The 21805-nt window shown below is 45.9% G+C and carries 20 protein-coding genes; 7 read left to right on the forward strand and 13 right to left on the reverse strand.

Annotation, left to right across the window (positions count from 1 at the left end):
- Positions 1-57: 57 nt before the first annotated feature.
- From CTT30_RS15170 to ubiK, 4 genes are all read left to right on the forward strand, one after another.
- On the forward strand, positions 58-639 hold the full coding sequence (locus CTT30_RS15170; protein WP_239838727.1) for a TetR/AcrR family transcriptional regulator: 582 nt from the start codon (positions 58-60) through the stop codon (positions 637-639).
- 18 nt (positions 640-657) lie between these two features.
- Positions 658-1764 (forward strand): efflux RND transporter periplasmic adaptor subunit, encoded by a 1107-nt coding sequence (locus CTT30_RS15175; protein ID WP_239876808.1) that lies wholly within the window; start codon positions 658-660, stop codon positions 1762-1764.
- Between the two features lie 11 nt (positions 1765-1775).
- Complete coding sequence (locus CTT30_RS15180; protein WP_239838729.1) at positions 1776-4898, forward strand: multidrug efflux RND transporter permease subunit; 3123 nt, start codon at positions 1776-1778, stop codon at positions 4896-4898.
- A gap of 146 nt (positions 4899-5044) precedes the next feature.
- Positions 5045-5296, forward strand: coding sequence for a ubiquinone biosynthesis accessory factor UbiK (gene ubiK / locus CTT30_RS15185; RefSeq protein ID WP_004745538.1), 252 nt, complete (start codon positions 5045-5047; stop codon positions 5294-5296).
- A 214-nt stretch (positions 5297-5510) separates the two neighbouring features.
- Here ubiK and ilvC read toward each other — a convergent pair whose 3' ends face one another.
- Complete coding sequence (gene ilvC / locus CTT30_RS15190; RefSeq protein WP_239876807.1) at positions 5511-6995, reverse strand: ketol-acid reductoisomerase; 1485 nt, start codon at positions 6993-6995, stop codon at positions 5511-5513.
- A gap of 145 nt (positions 6996-7140) precedes the next feature.
- Here ilvC and ilvY point away from each other — a divergent pair, with 145 nt between their 5' ends.
- Positions 7141-8031, forward strand: coding sequence for an HTH-type transcriptional activator IlvY (gene ilvY, locus CTT30_RS15195; RefSeq protein WP_239838731.1), 891 nt, complete (start codon positions 7141-7143; stop codon positions 8029-8031).
- Between the two features lie 76 nt (positions 8032-8107).
- Here ilvY and hemN read toward each other — a convergent pair whose 3' ends face one another.
- The 5 genes from hemN to CTT30_RS15220 form a co-directional block, all read right to left on the reverse strand.
- Positions 8108-9496 (reverse strand): oxygen-independent coproporphyrinogen III oxidase, encoded by a 1389-nt coding sequence (gene hemN, locus CTT30_RS15200; protein ID WP_239869911.1) that lies wholly within the window; start codon positions 9494-9496, stop codon positions 8108-8110.
- A 185-nt stretch (positions 9497-9681) separates the two neighbouring features.
- A complete protein-coding gene (locus CTT30_RS15205) occupies positions 9682-10170 on the reverse strand; it encodes a DUF2489 domain-containing protein (RefSeq protein ID WP_239838733.1) in 489 nt (162 codons plus the stop codon).
- A 7-nt stretch (positions 10171-10177) separates the two neighbouring features.
- Positions 10178-10735 (reverse strand): Der GTPase-activating protein YihI, encoded by a 558-nt coding sequence (yihI, locus tag CTT30_RS15210; RefSeq protein WP_252035550.1) that lies wholly within the window; start codon positions 10733-10735, stop codon positions 10178-10180.
- Entirely contained in the window at positions 10735-11373 is a 639-nt protein-coding gene (locus CTT30_RS15215) for a class I SAM-dependent methyltransferase (protein ID WP_239869933.1), read from the reverse strand. Before CTT30_RS15215 ends, yihI begins: the two co-directional genes overlap by 1 nt.
- A 788-nt stretch (positions 11374-12161) precedes the next feature.
- Positions 12162-12779: a c-type cytochrome gene (locus CTT30_RS15220; protein ID WP_239869951.1), complete on the reverse strand. Its 618-nt coding sequence runs from the start codon at positions 12777-12779 to the stop codon at positions 12162-12164.
- 148 nt (positions 12780-12927) lie between these two features.
- Here CTT30_RS15220 and yihA point away from each other — a divergent pair, with 148 nt between their 5' ends.
- A complete protein-coding gene (gene yihA, locus CTT30_RS15225) occupies positions 12928-13584 on the forward strand; it encodes a ribosome biogenesis GTP-binding protein YihA/YsxC (protein ID WP_252035551.1) in 657 nt (218 codons plus the stop codon).
- Positions 13585-14124: 540 nt separating this feature from the next.
- Here the strand turns inward: yihA and spfP are convergent.
- From spfP to hemB, 4 genes are all read right to left on the reverse strand, one after another.
- The gene (gene spfP / locus CTT30_RS23465; RefSeq protein WP_438356636.1) at positions 14125-14172 is read right to left on the reverse strand and encodes a small protein SpfP; all 48 of its coding nucleotides are present in this window, start codon (positions 14170-14172) and stop codon (positions 14125-14127) included.
- A 193-nt stretch (positions 14173-14365) separates the two neighbouring features.
- On the reverse strand, positions 14366-17149 hold the full coding sequence (gene polA / locus CTT30_RS15230) for a DNA polymerase I (protein ID WP_239876802.1): 2784 nt from the start codon (positions 17147-17149) through the stop codon (positions 14366-14368).
- Between the two features lie 619 nt (positions 17150-17768).
- Complete coding sequence (locus tag CTT30_RS15235) at positions 17769-18203, reverse strand: GNAT family N-acetyltransferase (RefSeq protein WP_252035552.1); 435 nt, start codon at positions 18201-18203, stop codon at positions 17769-17771.
- A gap of 61 nt (positions 18204-18264) precedes the next feature.
- Complete coding sequence (hemB, locus tag CTT30_RS15240; RefSeq protein ID WP_239838740.1) at positions 18265-19311, reverse strand: porphobilinogen synthase; 1047 nt, start codon at positions 19309-19311, stop codon at positions 18265-18267.
- 148 nt (positions 19312-19459) lie between these two features.
- Here hemB and CTT30_RS15245 point away from each other — a divergent pair, with 148 nt between their 5' ends.
- A complete protein-coding gene (locus CTT30_RS15245; protein ID WP_252036657.1) occupies positions 19460-20221 on the forward strand; it encodes a TatD family hydrolase in 762 nt (253 codons plus the stop codon).
- 47 nt (positions 20222-20268) lie between these two features.
- Here CTT30_RS15245 and tatC read toward each other — a convergent pair whose 3' ends face one another.
- The 3 genes from tatC to tatA all read right to left on the reverse strand — a co-directional run bounded on the left by tatC (position 20269) and on the right by tatA (position 21758).
- Positions 20269-21024: a twin-arginine translocase subunit TatC gene (tatC, locus tag CTT30_RS15250; protein ID WP_239870007.1), complete on the reverse strand. Its 756-nt coding sequence runs from the start codon at positions 21022-21024 to the stop codon at positions 20269-20271.
- Between the two features lie 62 nt (positions 21025-21086).
- On the reverse strand, positions 21087-21518 hold the full coding sequence (gene tatB / locus CTT30_RS15255) for a Sec-independent protein translocase protein TatB (protein WP_239876801.1): 432 nt from the start codon (positions 21516-21518) through the stop codon (positions 21087-21089).
- Positions 21519-21521: 3 nt separating this feature from the next.
- The gene (gene tatA / locus CTT30_RS15260; protein WP_239870047.1) at positions 21522-21758 is read right to left on the reverse strand and encodes a Sec-independent protein translocase subunit TatA; all 237 of its coding nucleotides are present in this window, start codon (positions 21756-21758) and stop codon (positions 21522-21524) included.
- Positions 21759-21805: the final 47 nt, after the last annotated feature.

The raw sequence follows: 21805 nt of genomic DNA on the forward strand, positions 1-21805 counted from the left end.
TAGTGTACAGCTATTAGGCTATAATGAATGAACGTTCATTCATTGGGTAGTGAAACTATGTCTAGTAACACTGCAATAGATAAGCAAGAACAGATCCTCACTGCAGCCGAAAAGCTGATTGCAGAGTCCGGTTTTCAAGGCCTGTCGATGCATAAGCTGGCCAAAGAAGCGGGTGTGGCTGCAGGCACTATCTATCGTTATTTCTCAGATAAAGAGCATCTCCTAGATGAAGTACGTTTGAACGTCGCCGAGCGGATTGCATCTGCCGTCCAATCTGGTGTCAATGACGATATGCCCTTGAAAGTACGCTATCGCACTATGTGGTTAAACATATGGAATTTAGCCAGTTCAGATATGGAAACCCTGAGTAGTCGCGTTCAATATGAATCTCTTCCCTGTGCAAATAAGAGAAAGACTCGGGAACTTGAGCGACAAATGTTTGCCCAAGTGGATCGGTTGTTTAAGCAAGGAAAAGAGCAAGGGATCTTTAAACCTCTCGACAATGAGATTCTTTCAGGGCTGAGTTTTGAAGCCAGTGTCGCACTGGCGAGAAAACATGCTTTGGGATACTACCATCTGGATGAAGCAGCCTTAGAAGCCGCAATCGAAGCCAGTTGGGATGCAATAATTCAACACTAACTTGGAGTTCTGATCAGAATGAAAAAGTGGACTTTCTTTATGTTGCTTATCGCAATACTGCTGTTTGGCAGCGTGATAGGCTTCAATCTATTCAAACAACAAAAGATAGCCGAATATTTGGCTAATCGCCCAGAGCCTGAGTTTCCGGTTACTGTAACGGAAGTGAAGCCGGTTGATTGGGTACCGGTGATCGAAGCGATCGGCTTCATCGAGCCGAATCAAGGTGTCACTATCGCCAATGAAACAGCAGGTGTGATTGATAAAATCACGTTCGACTCAGGTACTACGGTTGAAGAAGGCCAGCCTCTTGTTCTGCTGGATTCTAAGGTGGAAAAAGCTGACCTGAAGAGCTCACAGGCAAAACTGCCTGCTGCTCAAGCGAAATACAAACGTTACCAAGGCCTATACAAAAAAGGCTCTGTATCGAAAGAAGCATATGATGAAGCAGAAGCAAACTACTTCTCGCTAAAAGCCGATATCGAAAGCCTTAAAGCAACGATTGACCGCCGTGACATCAAGGCACCTTTTTCAGGCGTGGTAGGTATTCGTAACGTTTACCTAGGCCAATACCTACAAGCCGGTACTGATATTGTTCGTCTTGAAGATACCAGCGTCATGCGCCTACGCTTCACTGTGCCTCAGACAGATATCTCACGCATCCAGCTTGGTCAACAAGTTGATATCTTCGTCGATGCTTACCCTGAAACACCATTCGAAGGCTCAATCACAGCAATAGAACCTGCGGTGAATATTCAAAGTGGTTTGATTCAGGTTCAAGCGGATATTCCAAACAGCGATGGCAAGTTACGTAGCGGTATGTTCGCTCGTGCCAATATCATTCTGCCAACCTTGGAAAATCAGGTGACTCTGCCACAAACGGCTATCACCTTCACTCTTTACGGTGACAATGTGTACATCATTTCCGAGAAAGATGGTGAGAAACGCGTTAAACAGCAAGTGGTTAAAGTAGGTGAACGCGTGAAAGACATTGCTCATATCCTAGATGGCGTGAAGCCTGGTGATGTGGTTGTGACATCTGGTCAGGTTCGTTTGAGCAATGACGCGAAAGTTCGTGTAGTAGAAAGCGATGCAACTACTCCACCAGCTGAAACACCAATGCTGTAATTGGAGGCCTCATGCGCTTTACTGATGTTTTTATTAAACGTCCAGTTTTAGCGGTATCGATCAGCTTTTTGATAGCCCTGCTTGGTTTACAAGCAGTATTCAAAATGCAGGTCCGTGAATACCCTGAAATGACAAACACTGTAGTTACGGTGACAACCAGTTACTACGGTGCCAGTGCCGATCTGATCCAAGGCTTTATTACTCAGCCTCTGGAACAGGCCGTAGCTCAAGCCGATAATATCGACTATATGACATCATCGTCGGTACTCGGTACATCGACCATTACCGTTAACATGAAGTTGAACACTGACCCGAATGCAGCCCTATCTGACATTCTGGCTAAGACCAACTCGGTTCGATCTCAGCTTCCAAAAGAAGCCGAAGACCCAACTGTGACCATGTCGACGGGCTCGACTACCGCAGTACTCTATATCGGCTTTACCAGTGATGAACTTTCATCGAGCCAGATCACTGACTACCTAGAGCGTGTAATCAACCCACAGCTGTTCACTGTAAATGGTGTCTCTAAGGTTGACCTCTACGGTGGCATGAAATACGCCCTGCGTATTTGGCTAGACCCGGCCAAAATGGCCGCGCTGGGCAAAACCGCTACCGATGTCATGAACGTGCTAAGTGCCAACAACTATCAGTCAGCAGCTGGTCAGGCTGTAGGCGAGTTCGTTCTGTATAACGGTAGTGCAGATACTCAGGTATCAAACGTAGAAGAGCTGAAGAACCTTGTCGTAAGCTCTGATGAAGGTGATGTTACTCGTCTGAGTGATATCGCTAAGGTAACGCTTGAGAAGAGCCATGATGTTTACCGCGCAAGTGCCAACGGTAAAGAGGCGGTAGTAGTTGCGATCAACGCAGCACCAAGTGCCAACCCAATCAACATTGCGGCTGATGTGCTTGACCTGTTACCTCAACTAGAGCGTAACCTACCGAGCAACATCAATATGAACGTGATGTATGACTCGACCATTGCTATCAATGAATCGATAAACGAGGTTATTAAGACCATCGCGGAAGCAGCACTGATTGTATTGATCGTCATTACCCTATTCCTCGGTTCTTTCCGTGCGGTAATGATCCCTATCGTCACCATCCCTCTCTCACTGATTGGTGTGGCGATGGTAATGCAAGCGATGGGCTTCTCATGGAACCTGATGACACTACTCGCCATGGTATTGGCCATCGGTCTGGTGGTGGATGATGCGATCGTTGTTCTAGAGAACGTCGACCGACACATCAAGCTCGGTGAGTCGCCTTTCCGTGCTGCGATTATTGGTACACGTGAAATTGCTGTTCCGGTTATCGCGATGACCCTAACACTGGGTGCGGTGTATGCGCCAATAGCCTTAATGGGGGGCATCACAGGCTCACTGTTTAAAGAGTTCGCTTTGACCCTCGCAGGCTCGGTATTCGTTTCCGGTATCGTCGCTCTGACTCTGTCACCTATGATGTGTTCGAAAATGCTCAAGGCCAATGAAACCCCAAGCAAATTCGAACAAAAAGTCCATAGTGTGCTGGATGGCATGACCAACCGTTATGAACGCATGCTGGGTGCGGTCATGAAACATCGCCCTGTAGTACTTGGTTTCGCTGTGATTGTTTTTGCCAGCCTACCGATGCTGTTCAAATTCATTCCAAGCGAACTGGCGCCATCGGAAGATAAAGGGGTGGTGATGCTGATGGGTACGGCTCCATCAAACGCTAACCTCGACTTCATGCAAAACACCATGAACGACGTAAACCGAATTCTGTCTGATCAACCAGAAGTGGCTTACGCACAGGTGTTTACTGGTGTGCCTAACTCAAACCAAGCGTTTGGTATCGCCTCTATGGTGCCTTGGAGTGAGCGTGAAGCAAGCCAGTCTGAAGTAGCTGATCGCGTGACAGGCCTTGTGAAAAACGTTCCAGGCATGGCGGTAACTGCATTCCAGATGCCAGAACTACCAGGTGCCGGTTCCGGTCTGCCAGTACAGTTCGTTATCACCACACCTAATGCGTTTGAGAGCTTATTCGCTATTGCCTCAGATGTGCTTGGCGAGGTGTCGTCTAACCCAATGTTTGTCTACTCTGAGCTGGACCTAAACTACGACTCAGCAACGATGAAGATCAACATTGATAAAGACAAAGCGGGCGCATACGGCGTAACAATGCAAGACATTGGTACTACGTTGAGTACCATGATGTCCGATGGCTATGTAAACCGTATCGACCTTAACGGCCGCTCCTACGAGGTCATTCCACAGGTAGAGCGTAAGTGGCGTCTTAACCCTGAGTCGATGAATAACTACTACGTGCGTGCCGCAGATAACCGCGCGGTTCCACTTGGTAGCCTGATTACTATCGATGTTGTCGCGGAGCCACGTTCGCTACCACACTTCAACCAGCTAAACTCAGCGACCATCGGTGCTGTACCTGCACCAGGGACAGCAATGGGTGACGCGGTAAACTGGTTGGAAGAGTTAGCAAGCAACAAACTGCCAAATGGTTACAACCACGACTACATGGGTGAAGCTCGTCAATATGTTACGGAAGGTAGTGCACTGTACGCAACGTTTGGCTTAGCACTGGCTATCATCTTCTTGGTTCTGGCGATTCAGTTTGAATCTCTTAAAGACCCAATTGTTATCATGGTTTCCGTTCCATTGGCGGTATGTGGTGCCTTGATTGCTCTGGCTTGGGGAGCTGCTTCGATGAACATCTACTCTCAGGTTGGCCTGATCACCTTGGTAGGCCTGATCACCAAGCACGGCATCTTGATCTGTGAGGTGGCCAAAGAAGAGCAGCTACACAATAAATTGAGCAAGACAGAAGCGGTCATGGAAGCGGCGAAGGTTCGTCTACGCCCTATCCTAATGACAACTGCAGCGATGATTGCAGGTCTGATCCCACTGATGTACGCAACAGGTGCTGGTGCCGCTCAGCGCTTCAGTATCGGTATTGTTATCGTGGCTGGTCTAGCGATCGGTACTCTGTTTACCCTGTTCGTACTGCCAGTTATCTATAGCTACTTAGCTGAGAAGCACAAGCCACTTCCAGTCTTTGTTGAAGATAAAGACTTAGAGAAATTGGCTCGTGTTGATGAAGCAAAAGCCGCACAACGTGAGTTAGCCGACAACAGCTAAGCTCCGCGTTAACTAAAGGCCACTTCGGTGGCCTTTTTTATTGGTTTAGATTGACCGCTGACCACATCGAATTTTTATTATCCAAATAGCGACTTTCCCGTACCAATTACATAGAATATACACAAAGATACAGGAGTTCTCGTCACATGTTTGACCCAAAGAAACTAGAGCAAATTGCTAAACAGATTCATGATTCCATGCCCGCGCCAGTAAAAGAACTTGGTGCAGATGTTGATCAGAAAGTTCGTCAAGTTATCCAAGGTCAGCTGAATAAGCTGGATGTCGTTAGTCGCGAAGAGTTTGATGTTCAGACTCAGGTACTCCTTCGCACTCGCCAGAAGCTGACTGAAATGGAAAAGAAGCTAGCCGATCTAGAAGAGAAACTAGCAGATAAGTAACAGCTGATAGCGATGAAATATGGAGGGTTGGCGTACTGCGTCAGCCCTTTTTATTTTCTCAAACTTATTCTATCCCTCAGTGCATACCTAGCTTATGGAAAATAAAAAAGGCTTGGTCAACGGCGACCAAGCCTTTTCATTAAGTGTTGTGTTTATATTTTGTATTTATCACTCCAGTCTGTCTGGAGTTCTTTACTCATCTTAGCGAAGAAGATTAACCGCCTACCGCGATATTCTTCATATCCGTCATGTATCCACGTAACTCTTCACCAATGTACTCAACAGGGTGGTTACGGATTGCATCGTTCACTGCGATTAGCGTTGCATTGTCTACTTGGTTAGAAGTCTCACCTAAACCTTTACCAATCACGTCAGTGCCAATAGAAGGCATGAACTTCTCGCGCAGTAGTGGTGTAGCGACATTAGCAAATAGGTAGTTACCGTATTCAGCCGTATCAGAGATAACAACGTTCATTTCGTACAGACGCTTACGCGCGACTGTATTTGCGATGAGTGGTAGCTCGTGTAGTGACTCATAGTACGCTGACTCATCAATGATACCTGACGCTGTCATTGCTTCGAATGCTAGCTCAACACCCGCACGCACCATTGCAACTAGAAGGATACCGTTGTCGAAGTACTCTTGCTCTGAGATCTCCACATCACCTGCAGGGTAGTTTTCAAACGCTGTTTCGCCTGTCTCTGCTCGCCAGCCTAGTAGGTTCGCATCATCATTTGCCCAGTCAGCCATCATAGTGCTAGAGAAATGGCCTGTGATTACGTCATCCATGTGCTTGTTGTAAAGCGGACGCATCAACTCTTTCAGCTCTTCAGAAAGCTCGAACGCTTTGATTTTCGCCGGGTTTGATAGGCGATCCATCATGTGTGTGATGCCACCAAACTTCAGCGCTTCTGTAATGGTTTCCCAACCATACTGGATTAGCTTACCTGCGTAGCTTGGATCAATACCTTCCGCAACCATCTTCTCGTAAGACACGATTGAACCTGCTTGTAGCATGCCACACAGAATAGTTTGCTCGCCCACTAGGTCAGATTTCACTTCAGCAACGAATGAAGACTCTAGACAACCTGCTCGGTGACCACCAGTACCTGCTGCCCAAGCTTTGGCGATATCCCAACCTTCACCTTTTGGATCGTTCTCTGGGTGAACTGCGATTAGCGTAGGAACGCCGAAGCCACGCTTGTACTCTTCACGTACTTCAGTACCCGGGCACTTAGGCGCAACCATCACGACGGTTAGGTCTTTACGGATCTGCATGCCTTCTTCAACAATGTTAAAACCGTGTGAGTAACCTAGTGCTGCGCCTTCTTTCATCAGCGGCATTACCGTCTCAACCACATTCGTGTGCTGCTTGTCTGGCGTTAGGTTGATCACGAGATCAGCTTGAGGAATAAGCGTCTCGTAGCTACCTACTTCAAAACCATTTTCTTTCGCGTTTTTGAAAGACTGGCGTTGCTCATCAATCGCTGCCTGACGCAGTGCATAAGCAACATCAAGGCCTGAGTCACGCATGTTCAAACCTTGGTTCAAACCTTGTGCACCACAACCAACGATAACAACTTTCTTACCTTTCAGGTAATCCGCTTCTGTAGCGAATTCACTGCGGTCCATAAAGCGACAACGGCCAAGCTGATCTAGCTGCTCACGTAGGTTTAATGTATTGAAATAGTTAGCCATGTTAGGGCTCTCCTTTGAGAATTTATCCGTTTGGGTCGGCGTTTCATTACCGAATGCCTCGATACTAAATCAGACATCGGGTTGCTTAAAGTGATATATTCACAATTAGTTATTGCAAAAAATGCAACAAGGAAACACTTATTTCATGAACATTAAAAGTCTGCAATTGTTCATTCATCTGTGTGATAGCAAAAGCTTCGCCAAAACGGCTTCTGCTATGCACATCAGCCCTTCTGCGCTCAGTCGTCAGGTACAAAAGTTGGAAGCAGAAACCGGGCAAGAATTGTTCGTACGGGATAACCGCAGTGTTGAATTGACCCCAGCGGCAAAAAAACTTTTGCCTGTGGCTTTAAAGATTCTCGGAGAATGGCAAAACTTCAATGCGCAGATTCAAGGGCACGAAGAAGAATTAAAAGGTGAGATTCGCCTATTTTGCTCGGTGACAGCCAGCTACAGCCACCTGCCTGAGCTGTTGTCAGAGTTTCGCCTTCAGCATCCGTTTATTGAGTTTAAACTGTCTACAGGCGATCCGGCTCAAGCTATAAACAAAGTCCTTAATGATGAAGTGGACGTGGCAATCTCCGCCCAACCGGAAGTGCTGCCTGCCAAACTCAAATTTGAAACCATTAGTGAAATTCCTCTTTCGGTGATCGCCCCTGTCGGCGTGAGCAACTTTGCTGAAGCGCTGCAAAAGGACAAACCTGACTGGTCGTCCATTCCTTTCATCGTGCCGGAATCAGGTACCGCACGAGACCGCGCCAATACTTGGTTTAAAGCGATGAGAATCAAACCCAACATCTATGCGCAAGTCTCCGGTCATGAGGCGATAGTCAGTATGGTCGCACTAGGTTGTGGCGTGGGTATTGCGCCGGACGTGGTGATCAACAACAGCCCAGTTAAAGAGAAGATTCAAAGGCTCAAGGTCGCATCAATCAAGCCTTTCAAGTTAGGGGTCTGCTGCAAACGCTCGCAGCTGGATAATCCGCTGGTCAAAGCACTATGGGAAGTCGCTCAAGACGCCTATATCGCGCCCTAACAACTACCCGAAGAAACAATAAAGCCACCGTTGTCGGTGGCTTTATTGTTCGTGGTTATCGAGGCAACTACGACGATTAAATCACTCGCGAGAATTGCTGCTGACGCGCCTTCGCTCGGAGGTATTTATCAAAACACATACAGATATTACGAATCAGTAGACGACCACGCAATGTCACGCGAATTTCCTTATCGTCTACTTCAACAAGTCCATCATCGATAAAGGTTTGCAGCAATTCCAAGTCTTCCTTGAAGTATTGACTAAACTGAATATCAAACTCTACTTCTACTGCCGCTTTGTCGAGTTTGAAATTGCAGATAAGTTGTTTAATCACTTCACGTCGAAGTAAGTCATCACTATCAAGAGCAACACCTTTCCATAGAGCATGGCGGTGTTCATTAACCTGAGAATAATACTTTTTCAACTCTTTCTGATTTTGCGCATAGGCATCGCCGATCATTGAAATAGCGGAAACCCCAAAGCCAACCAAGTCACATTCACCTTGAGTGGTATAACCTTGGAAATTGCGATGCAAAACTCCTTCGCGCTGAGCGACCGCCAGTTCATCATCAGGCTTTGCGAAGTGGTCCATACCGATAAACTGGTAACCAGCATTGGTCAACGTCGCAATAGTATCCTGAAGAATGGCCATTTTTTCTTCCGCTTGTGGCAGGTCTTCATCTTTAATCTTACGCTGAGCAGCGAACAGCTGCGGCATATGAGCATAGTTAAAAATAGACAAACGCCCTGGCTGCATCTCCAAAACTCGATTCAATGTTTCAGCGAAGCGCGCTTTAGTCTGTTTTGGTAAGCCATAAATCAGATCAAGGTTGGTCGAACGGAAACCAAGCAGTTTCGCTCGCTCAACCATAGCAAAAATGAACTCTTCATCTTGCTCGCGGTTGACCAGCTTTTGCACTTCTTTATTAAAGTCTTGAACACCAATACTTAAACGGTTAAAACCTTCTTCACGCAGGTGATCAAGCATATCCAGTTCGATCTCACGAGGGTCGACTTCAATACTGATTTCTGCGCTGGCTTCAAAGCTAAATTCCGCTCGTAGAATGTTCATCAAACGGCTGATTTGGGTCTTGGTCAGAAATGTGGGTGTACCACCACCAAAATGCAACTGAGTCACTTTACGTCCATGCAGTAAGGAAGCTCGTGTCAGGATTTCCTGCTCCAGTACATCGAGATACTCATCAGCTTTATGTGCATGACGCGTAATGACCTTATTACAACCGCAGTAGTAGCAAAGCTTGTGACAAAACGGAATATGGATGTAGAGCGACAGCGGACGCTCCGGGTATTCAGTACACGCCATATCATAGTCGGCAATAGTGAACGCTTCGTGAAACTCCAACGCGGTTGGGTAAGACGTATAACGCGGACCAGAATAGTTGTATTTATTAAGGATGGCTTGATCCCATACTATTTGTTGGCTTGCGACGACTTGCTGAGACATGGTGTACTTCCGTTAGTGCTGTAATGCGTATCCGGTGTGATTAACCGTTATATTTTGGGGGCTATTTTGCCACACGCAGAGGCGGGTCGCCGGGTGGCATAGCGCTTTTTGAGTAACAATAGTCAGAATTGATAACTCGATCACTCACCCATAAGTGTAAGTGATCGAGTGACTAAAGTATCAATCTAGATCATCTGAATGTTGATCTGGTTGTTTAAAGGCTGAACTTTTTTCTGCAGCAGCTTGAGCTCGTCGATTATCGCATCTTGCAAACGAGATTCCGCTTTATGACGCTCTAAGTTTTGCTTCATGCGATCTTTCTTCGCCATTTGTTGGCGATCTTCACCACGTGGCATGTCTTTGACAAGATGATAAAGCTCCGATGTCGCTGGGAACTCTGTATCAAAATCCACCCGATCTTCACCCTGAACATAGTCCATGATGTTGTATAAGCGAATACTGATTTCCGACAAATCACACTGGCCTTGAATACCGGCTAAACAAAGCACATGAACACTTTCAAAAATGTTGGCGTTGCGCTTATCAATAGCCAGCTTCGTATGCTGTTCCTGCAATTCCTTTTGCTTCTTTAGCTGGAGCAGAAGGTAACCCGCATAGGACGCTAAGCCGAGAATAATGACTCCACCAGCAATGGCTAACAAGGTTACATTCACAATTTTCCTACCCTTTAAACTGGTTCAAATCCAGATCTTCGAACTGCGACAGCAGTTCATCTTCTGATGAAGCTTTCTTACTCACCTTTTTCGCCACAGGTGCGCTCGGCTCCTCAACGATTTCTGGCTCTTCTTCCTCTTCATAGAGGCCGAGTTGCTTCATCAGCACTTCAATACGCGCCAATTTCTCATCGACGTATTTCTGTAGGCCTGCGCCTAAGCTTTCACCATTATCAAGGCGATCAAGCAAGACATTCAGCTGGGCATCATTTTCCAGCATCTCTAGCTCTTGTTCTGCGTTGACTCGACGTTCTGCTTTGGTTGGCTTCTTCACCGCTTCAACCACAAGAGGAATTTTCTTCTTGCTGCCTAAACGTGGGTCGCGCTTTTGTCCAGCTGTCTGCTGTTTATTCTGCTTCGCTTCAGAGTTACGACCGCCCGTTTTTAGGCCTTTGCGTTTTTTCTCTTTCTTACGTAGACGTCCTTCGACGTCAGCTTCCGTGCGATTACGGACAACAATTACGTCACCATTACCGCCCGATCTTACTTTCTTACTACGGCTCATTACTGGGTTTTCCTCAGTAAAATTACATCATTACCAATAAATTCAAGCTTGAGCTGATCCCGCTCTGCCAAGTACTTAAACGTATTGCGGCTAAAAAAGACCACATGCGTAGGGTCATTTTTATAGTGCCATTTGGCAAACGCTTCGACATCAATGACCATCTTGGTCATCAGACCAATCCAGCCACCTGGCTTAACTAAATTCAACCATTGCTGCCATACCTGATCCGGATGATACAAGTGCTCAATCACCTCAGTGGCAGTCATAAAGTCATATGTACGCTCTAGCACCTCGGTATTGGGGTGATAATAGAGGTCATACAATGACATGTTGTGCCCCTGCTCTTCCATCATCAAAGAGAGAGTCGGTCCAGGACCACAACCAAAATCTAACCCTGTTGAGCTAGGCTCAATACGTTCCAATATGGGGTTGGCTACCCGAGATAAAAAGGTACGATAGCCAGCGTCATTTGGATCGTTCTCATGCAGATCATAGTGGGCTTTTTCAGCCTTTGCATCCAGCCTTTGCTCTGGATTGACAAATACCAGTTCGCATTGCTGACATTGGAGATAGGCTCGACGCTTATCTTCAAAGTAATGATGCGATTCAGGGTAATGACAAAGTGGGCAGTGGTGCATGCTGACATCCTCAAACAGGGATGCGAAACATACCAGAAAGTGGCTGTAGAGTGGAGTGCCATTGGGCAAATAATCACCAATTTAATGAAATTTTCCCTCTCTGACCAATAATCTTATCGATGTAATAAAGGAACCGAGTTGGCGAGAGGCGGAAGTTGGTGGATTTGAGATATAAAAAAAGCGATAGATCACTCTATCGCTTTCTAAAAATGCCTTTCGGCGAAACTGTGTTGCACATATTATCGTGCATCAAATTTCCATTTGTTTTTGGCGCTTTCCCTGCAAAAGGTGTCGTTTTTCACCATCCTAGTGAATTTTGGCTTTCCGTTTACTTCCCGTAACTGGGCTAATCCTTAGCCTGATCCTTTTCGCTGTCTAAACCATTAGACGAGGTGACCATCCCTATCCAGTAAGCTTCCTGCTTACCTAACTCCTTTATAGACCTCCAAGCATCCTTCGCTTGCGTCCTTGGAGACCATCATGGCCTAAATTCCTTTATCAGCGCCCTGCCGATGAACACACTTTAACGCTTGATGGATTTTGAACAATCCACTTGAAGAAAAAAATCGGCTTTTTTTTGTCCACCGCTCCTCTTCTATTATTTTTCAGATAGTTACAAAACACAACGAGAAAAGAGCAATACGATAAATGGGCGATCTCTTACAAACCTTTGGGAAAGATCGAACCACACCGAAGAAAAGTCGTTGTGATATGCATCATACGAAAGAGCCCAGACTTTCGTCTGGGCTCTTTCAATACAACATTGCTCGGGCAGTATTTAATAGGGCTTAGTGTAGGCCACCAACATATTTAGACAAAGTCTCTATATCTTCGTCTGTCAGTTTCTTCGCGATATCTTGCATCATGCCATTCATATCATTAGCACGAGAGCCATCGCGGAATTTCATTAGCTGAGCTTTGATATAATCAGCGTGCTGACCTGAAATTTTAGGGAAACCTGAAAGCTCAGTACCGTTACCGCGAGGACCATGACAGGCAATACATGCTGTCAGACCACGTGTCGCATCACCCGCCGTATATAGAGTTTTGCCTTGTTCCACCACGTTTTCAGGCGTCGTGTTGTGAGAAATTGGTAAAGATGCGTAGTAAGCTGCAAGATCTTTCATGTCTTGCTCAGACAGTGGCATTGCCATACCGCCCATCACCGGATCAACACGACCCTGCTTACCACCACTTGTCATACCTAGTTTCAGATCTTTCAGCTGCTTCTCAATATACTTAGCATGCTGACCTGCTAACTTAGGGTACATGGCCAATTGACTGTTGCCATCAGCACCATGACAAGCAACACAGGTTTGGGATTTTGCTTTACCAGCTTCAATACTGCCTTGGGCCCATACAGAGCAGCTGGCTAAAAGACTCAAGATTAGCGCTAATTTCTTCATGACATTCCATTATAATTATCAAGCTTCCAGTACCACTCCGAGTTGCCACTCATGGTACAATAGGCGACCTTATGCCGAGCACGGTTATTTTACACAATTTCACAAAAAAGTAATCAATCGACTACACAAAGTCGAGATGGAGTTAACAGTGAGCGTAAAAATTCATTATCAAAACACCCATTTCATCACCAGTGCACCTGATATTCGTCACATGCCTGAAGATGAAGGTATCGAAGTTGCGTTCGCAGGACGCTCCAACGCGGGCAAATCAAGTTCTCTTAACCGACTGACTAACCAGAAAAGTTTAGCCAAAACCAGTAAGACACCAGGTCGAACTCAGCTGATCAATTTATTTAAAGTGACCGATGGCTGCCACATCGTCGATCTCCCAGGCTATGGCTTCGCCCAAGTACCGCTGGAAATGAAAAGGAAGTGGCAAAAATCACTCGGTGAATATCTACAAAAGCGTCAAAGTCTGAAAGGTTTAGTCGTATTGATGGACATTCGCCACCCAATGAAGGATCTCGATCAACAGCTGATATTCTGGGCGGTCGACAGCGGCATCCCCGTACAGGTTCTATTGACCAAAGCAGATAAGCTGAAAAGTGGTGCGCGCAAAGCTCAAGTACTTAAGATCAAGAAGGATTCTGCTGGATTCGGTGGTGATGTGAGTGTTGCTGCGTTTTCTTCGTTGAAGGGCATCGGTGTTGATGTCCTGCGCAACAAACTTGATGAGTGGTTTGCCCCTGCCGTTGCAGAGCAGTTGACTGATGAGATTATTGAAGACCAGCAAGGCGACGAGTAAGAATAAGCGCACTACCGGATGATACCAGCCTCACTATTCAGTGGGGCTTTTTTGTCTCTGCTTTTTTACCTCGGCACTGCAGCGAAAGAAATATCCATCAGCAGAAATAAAAATCCCCACCATCCTGGTGGGGCAACGGGAGAGAAATAGGAGGTAGTTATTATTATGCCGATAGGATTGTTCAAAGCAGAGAACAATGCAACGGCTGGTTTCTTCTCAGTCTCCATCACTTTCCTTTCCTACTACTAACACCTAAATCATTAAAAAATATAAATAATTACTCTATAAAATGAGACGAACACTCTGAGCTCTTGATTTGATTTTCTATTTGAAAAAATAAAAGTGTGATTGAAGTTTTCTTACAAAATTGGTCTGAGTTACCAAATACAAGATTAAGGCGAGTTAAGAGTACGATATTGAGAATTGAGCAGCCAAATCATAACAAATAAGAAAGGACATCAGTAAGGGTATGAAATTTATTGTAATTTTCTTTGGCGCAATAAAAAACGCCCCAGTCAAATTCTGACTGGGGCGGCTGAATCAGCCTAATCCAATAACGTGAAACAAAAGGTCTGAAAGATAGAACATCTTACCTCTGTACCCTACGCCGTTTAATGTACAACAATTGGTCAGAAATGAAAACTCTTTTCGTAATTTTTTTTCATTAAAATTTTATTAAACTACAAGACGCACTAATAAGCACTGGCTTTTTTAGAATCAAAAAAAAGCCAGCGATTGGGCGCTGGCTCATGTTATTTAGCGAATTTTGGCTATTTTTTGCCTAGTGCGCCTGATCCCAGTTATCACCATGACCAGCTTCCGCAATCAAAGGCACATCAAGCTGAGCGGCTGATTCCATCAATTCTTGTACTTTACTTTCAATTTCGGCTAAAGCTGACTCCTGAACTTCGAAGACCAGTTCGTCGTGCACCTGCATCAGCAATTTCACTCGACCCTGACCTTCTTGCTCAATCCACCGATCAACCAACAACATGGCCTTTTTGATAATATCCGCTGCCGTCCCCTGCATTGGAGCGTTGATCGCCGCACGTTCTGCCGCTTTACGACGCATGCCGTTGCGTGATTTTATTTCCGGCAAGTGCAGACGGCGGCCAAAGATGGTTTCGACATACCCTTGTTCTGCCGCGGCACTGCGTGTGTCTTCCATGTACTGCATCACACCTGGGTAGCGCTCAAAATAGGTATCCATATATTGCTGTGCTTCGCCACGCGGAATACCCAACTGTTTTGCCAAACCAAAAGCACTCATACCATAGATAAGACCAAAGTTGACCGCTTTCGCACGACGACGTTGTTCAGCTGACACCTGCTCTATGTCCACACCAATGATTTCAGCTGCTGTGGCTGCGTGAATGTCTTTTCCTTGCTGGAAAGCATCCAGCAGCGCTTTATCTCCTGAAAGGTGCGCCATAATACGCAATTCAATCTGGGAATAGTCGACGGCCATGATCTTGTAACCATGCGGCGCGACAAATGCCTGACGAATACGACGCCCTTCGTCATTACGGATTGGGATATTCTGTAAGTTAGGGTCAGTCGAAGAAAGACGCCCCGTAGCGGTCACCGCCTGATGATAAGACGTATGAACACGCCCCGTTTCAGCGTTAATCATCTTGGGTAATTTATCGGTGTAGGTCGATTTGAGTTTCGCTAAACCACGATATTCAAGAATCAATTTTGGTAACGGATAGTCTAGCGCTAACTCTTGCAGTACTTCTTCGTTGGTGGAAGGCGTGCCTGAAGGCGTCTTTTTCACCACTGGCAACCCCATCTTCTCAAACAAGATAGCTTGCAGCTGCTTGGGTGAGTTCATGTTGAATTCTTGCTCAGCAATTTCAAACGCTTTCTGCTCTAACTCATCGAGACGAAGCGCAATCTCCTGAGATTGAGCCGCCAGCTTCATATCATCAATCAGCACCCCTGTGCGTTCAATACGTGATAGTACTGGCACCAGCGGGACTTCGATCTCTTCGTAAATAGTCTTAAGCTTTTCATCCTGCTCAATATTGGCCGATAAGCGATGATGCAGACGCAGCGTCACATCTGCATCTTCCGCTGCATAGGGGGAAGCCTCTTCCAGCTCAATCTGGTTAAAGGTGAGCTGTTTCTTACCTTTACCCGCAATCTGTTCAAAAGAAATGCAGCTATGTTGTAGGAAGCGCAGTGCCAAACTGTCCATATCATGTTTGCCGCCAACGCTGTTATACACGTAAGACGCGAGCATAGTGTCATGCTTTATGCCCTTCATCTCAATATCATATCGAGCCAAGACAGACGCATCATACTTTAGATTCTGACCCACTTTCGCCTGAGCATCATCTTCAAGAATCGGCTTCAATTGCTCTAGTACCCAGTCGCGATCAAGCTGATCTGGCGCATCAAGGTAATCATGCGCCACAGGTACGTATGCCGCTACGCCTTCTTCTGTCGCAAACGAAACACCAACTAGGTTAGCGACCATGTAATCGAGACTGTCCGTTTCCGTATCAAATGCAAAAACATCACAAGCCTTGAGTTTGTCTAACCAAGCATTGAACGTGTCTTTGTCTAAAACCGTTTGATATTGGCTACGATCAATCGTAATGGCCGAAACACTGAGCTCAGGGGCCTTATCATGCTGTGACGCTCCCGACTTTTCATCAGCTTCAACCACACCATTCCCACCTTCAAGTAACTCGTTAAGCCAAGACTTAAACACCAGCTCTCCATAAAGCCTAACGAGTTCATCTTTATTCGGCACACTCTTCACTAGAGTGTCATAGTTCTCTTCCAATTCGACATCGAGCTTGATTGTTGCCAACTCATAAGACATGAAAGCATTGTCTTTGTTATCAATCAGCTTTTTCGCCATGGTTTTGGAACCACGGAAACCAAGGGATGCAATATCATCGAGGTTCTCATAAAGTTTTTCTAGGCTACCGATTCCCTGAAGTAATGCGGTCGCTGTTTTATCACCTACACCAGGAACGCCAGGGATGTTGTCGACCTTATCGCCCATCAATGCGAGGTAATCAATGATCAACTCAGGTGGAATACCAAATTTTTCAATCACACCTTCTCGATCCATGACCACGTTGGTCATGGTGTTAATCAGAGTCACATTGTCATCGACTAGCTGAGCCATATCTTTATCACCAGTACTGATTAAGACCGGCATACCCGCTTGCGATGCTTGATGAGCCAATGTCCCAATCACATCATCCGCTTCCACACCAGGAACGCAGATCAAAGGCAGTCCCATAGCACGAATGACATTGTGCAGTGGTTCAATCTGACAGCGAAGATCATCAGGCATAGGTGGACGATTAGCCTTGTATTCGGGATACATCTCATCGCGGAACGTTTTTCCTTTGGCATCAAAGACCACGGCAATGTGATCGGAAGCAAATTGACGCATCATGCTGCGCAACATATTCACAACGCCGTACACTGCATTGGTTGGAATTTCCCCATTACTCATAGTGCCCGGATAAGCATGAAATGCGCGGTAAAGATAAGAAGAGCCGTCAATCAAAATCAACGGGTTGTCTGGAATATGAGCCATAGTCTTTAAGCATCCAAGAAGTTAAGATCTGCTTAGGATGCCATGACTCTTTCAGTGGATCCATTTTAACTCTGTGTACACTACTCACACATTTGGTTAATAATCCCCTGATCGACACCTCCACCTGTGGATAACTCTGTTTATACTATTTATCCACTATCACAACATTTCGTCACAAAACTGCAATAAAACATCACAAGCAATTGAAATATAATACAAATGTTTTAGATCGTTCACCATAAGATCGATCCAATAACGATCCTTAACTGTGGAAAAGACTATTGGTGTCCTTTTATCCAGCGATGAATTTTAAGCATAAAAAAAGCGACATCTTAACGATGTCGCCTAGCAAAAAGGGGTCAAAGCTTATTCAATTGAATAGTTAGCTTTGCCATAAAGCTATAAATTACACTGGAAGCAATGTGAGCAATGTCGTGTCAAAAAGAACTAGTGCAAGTTCAATTAAGTTCAGTGTCATCACCGTCTCCAAGTTGAATCTGGTAACTCGACGTCCTTGTGAACTTCTCTTATTCCCTAAGACGAGATAAATAATAATTATTCTCATTTATCTCGTCAACCCCTAAATGAGAAAAAATCTCATTTAATTTTTATGACAGTGCTACAACTGCTTCACGAAATGAATTCTTGATTCGATCAAAGGCTCTTTTACTTCAAACTTTTCAATTAGATAACCATTTCTCAGTAAGAGTCTTAACATAGAAGGAAATTGATTACGAGATTTCACCTTAAGTTGAGAATAAGTGTGTTTTTTGACCCAGATCTCTTGATAATCGAGTAGCTTCTGGGCCACCCCTTTATTTCTAGCCAGAGGTGATACACCACCAAACCAGCTATAAAATGTGTTTTCGTCAATCTCATATCCAATTTTAAACCCAAGTAGCTGGCCATTTTCTTCAGCTACCTGAATGAGGTATCGCTTGCCGTCTAATCGTTCGGACAAGCTTTCTACGCTTTCTTTATGTATGAACTCTTCGATAGTCGCGACAATCTCAACACATTCTTCTAGTGTTCCAAGTCGATATTCAACGCTCATCGGTTCTCCTTAAAACAACAAAGGCTGGCACAAGCCAGCCTTTGAATATGTGTAAGCTGAGTTATTCCGCGTCTTTTAGAAACTGAGCAGGCTGAGCATTTTCTTCTGCCAACCACTCAGCGACATCTTTAGCAAAGTAAGTCAGGATACCGTCGGCACCTGCGCGCTTAAAGCAAAGCAGTGATTCCATCACAGTCTCACGCTCTTTAAGCCAACCGTTTTGGAATGCCGCTTTATGCATCGCATACTCGCCAGACACTTGATAAGCGAACGTCGGGACTTGCAGTTCCGATTTAACACGACGCACCACATCAAGATATGGCATACCCGGCTTGACCATCACCATGTCCGCACCTTCGTTGACATCCATCGCGACCTCGTGCACCGCTTCATCAGTGTTGGCCGGATCCATTTGGTAGTTTTTCTTGTTACCACCCTTAAGGTTACCCGCTGAGCCGACTGCATCACGGAAAGGTCCATAGTAATAAGATGCGTATTTCGCAGAGTAAGCCATGATCTGAGTATTGATGTGGCCTGCTTCTTCCAGCGCTTCACGAATCGCGCCAATTCGACCATCCATCATGTCTGATGGCGCAACCACATCAGCGCCCGCTTCCGCATGAGACAAAGCCTGTTTGACCAAAACTTCTGTCGTTGCATCGTTCAGAACATAACCTTCTTCATCGATGATGCCATCTTGACCGTGCGTCGTGAACGGGTCAAGAGCCACATCAGTGATCACGCCAATTTCTGGCACATGCTCTTTTAAAGAACGTACCGCGCGTTGAACTAGCCCTTCAGGGTTGTAGGCTTCAGCTGCGCACAAGCTTTTGGCATCTTGATTCACCACAGGGAACAACGCAATCGCTGGAACCCCAAGCCTTGCTAAGTACTGTGCTTCTTCCAACATCAGGTCGATAGACAGACGCTCAATTCCAGGCATAGACTCAACGGTTTCACGGCGGTCTTTACCCATCAAGATAAACATTGGGTAGATCAGATCGCTTGTGGTTAATTGATTCTCAGCCATAAGGCGACGACTAAAGTCATGCTTGCGTATACGACGCATACGACGGCCAGGGAACTGACCTTGAATGGAAACTGACACTCTGTTCTCCTTGTGTGGTGAAAGTGCTTGATTTGCATGATATCACTCTTGCGTAATGACGCTAGCCGCAAGCAGTAAAAATGCAAGAAATGACCAAATGCTCACACTGCCGTATACTCAGGCCAAGCAAGCTTTACAGAGACAAACCATGATCGATACACACGCCCATATTTATGCCAGCGAATTTGATAGTGACCGCGACCAAGTCGTCGAGAGAGCCTTGGCTCAGGGGATAGACAAAATCCTGTTGCCAAACATCGATCTGGAGTCGATTGAGCCGATGCTAGAGACTGAGGCAGCCTATCCGCAAGTTTGTCGCTCAATGATGGGCCTTCATCCATGTTATGTCGATGGCAATGTTGAACAGACACTGCAGGTGATTCGCCATTGGTTTGAGAAACACAACTTTATTGCTGTAGGCGAAATTGGTATTGACCTCTACTGGGATAAAACCTACAAAGCCGAGCAGGAAATGGCCTTTGTCACCCAGCTCAACTGGGCCAAAGAGATGAAGCTACCTGTCGTCATCCACACCCGTGACTCTATTGAAGAAACACTTCAGCTGCTTGAACAGGAACAAGATGGCTCGTTGTCTGGCGTATTCCACTGTTTTGGTGGCAGTGTAGAAGAAGCCAAAGCAATCAATGGATTAGGCTTTCACCTCGGTTTGGGTGGTGTATCGACGTTTAAAAATGGTGGCATGGACAAAGTCATTCCGTCGCTGGATATGGACTATGTCATTCTTGAAACCGACTGCCCTTACCTAGCTCCAGTGCCACACCGTGGCAAACGCAATGAACCTGCATACACATCCTTGGTTGCCCAGCGAGTCGCTGATTTACGTGGCATCAGTGTCGACCAAGTCGATGCCATCACCACGTCCAACGCGACTAAGCTATTCCAGTTGTAGTACAAAAAAGGCTTGCCACTTGGCAAGCCTTTTTCTGATTTGAACGCCTATTCTCCAGCTTCTTCCTGCTCTTGTTCATCATTCTTACGCACATAGAAGCGCGCAAAGAACAAGCCAACCTCAAACAATAAGCACATTGGGATCGCCAGCAAGGTTTGCGAAATCATATCTGGTGGCGTTAGCATCATGCCGACAATAAATGCAGCAACGATGATATACGGTCGCTTCTCACTTAGGCTCTTCGGGTCGGTTGCCCCCGTCCAGCACAACAGGATGATCGCCACCGGTACTTCAAAAGCAATGCCAAAGGCCAAAAACAACGCCAGAACGAAATCGAGGTAGCTGGAAATATCCGTGGCAAACTCTACGCCGCCCAGTGATATCGCCGTAAAGAAGCCAAATACCAGTGGGAATACCACAAAGTACGCGAAGGCCACGCCACAGTAGAACAGCAGTGAGCTAGAGAACATCAGCGGCATGATCAAGCGCCGTTCATGTTTGTATAGCCCAGGCGCAACAAATGCCCAGACCTGATAAAGGATAAAGGGGACCGCAATAAAGATTGACGCTATTAAAGTCAGTTTAAGTGGGGTAAAGAAAGGCGATGCAACATCCGTTGCAATCATCGTTGCACCTTCCGGCAGGCGTTCAACGAGTGGCGCGGAGACAAACTCATAGATGTCATTCGCAAAATAGATCAAGCCAACAAAAACCACCAGCACCGCAACAATCGCCCGAAGCAGGCGGTTACGCAATTCCAGCAAATGGCTGATCAAAGGTTGTGTCTGCTCAACAGAAGACATGAAAACCTCTACTCTAAAAGATCGAAAAGGAGCTGCACAGCAGCAGCTCCCCTAATGCGAGACTATTCGGCTTTTTTATCTGCCTGAGGCGCTGCCTGAGTATCAAGAGTCTCTACAGCAGCCACTGAGTCATTGGCGTCAGGAATGGATTGTACTTTATCCGCTTCCGTTTCAGCACCTTGAGGTGCTGAGTCGCTTTTACTCGCATATGGGCGTTGCACATCTTGAGCGGCCTGCTTAAGTTCTTCAACAGAAGACTTCAGCTCTGGTGATAGGTCTTCCATCCCCATTTTCTCAGCCTTGCGCAAATTTTCCTGCAGTTCCTGAACTTTCAGTTCATGTGAAAGCTCATCTTTCACACTGTTTGCCATCTTTTTCGCCGCGCCGACAAATCGGGACACACTACGAATAGCATGAGGCAAACGCTCAGGGCCAAGAACCACTAACCCGACGACAGATATTAATACCAGTTCCCAGAAACCGATATCAAACACGTGTTATGCCTGCTCTTTGTCTTTCTTAGTTTCAGCAGAAGTATCTGTTTTCTGCTGTTCAATATTTTTTGGCTCGAAGTCCGCATCTTTTTTTGCTGGCTCTTCATCGCTCATGGCTTTTTTGAAGCCTTTCACTGCGCCGCCCAGATCACCACCGATACCACGTAGTTTCTTAGTACCAAACAGAAGAATAACGATGACAGCAATAATCAAAAGTTGCCAAATACTAATACCACCCATTTTCTATACCTCGGGTCTTATTAAACAAATTATTTCAAGAGTTTAAC

Source organism: Vibrio coralliilyticus (assembly GCF_024449095.1).
In the GTDB taxonomy this organism is placed as follows: domain Bacteria; phylum Pseudomonadota; class Gammaproteobacteria; order Enterobacterales; family Vibrionaceae; genus Vibrio; species Vibrio coralliilyticus_A.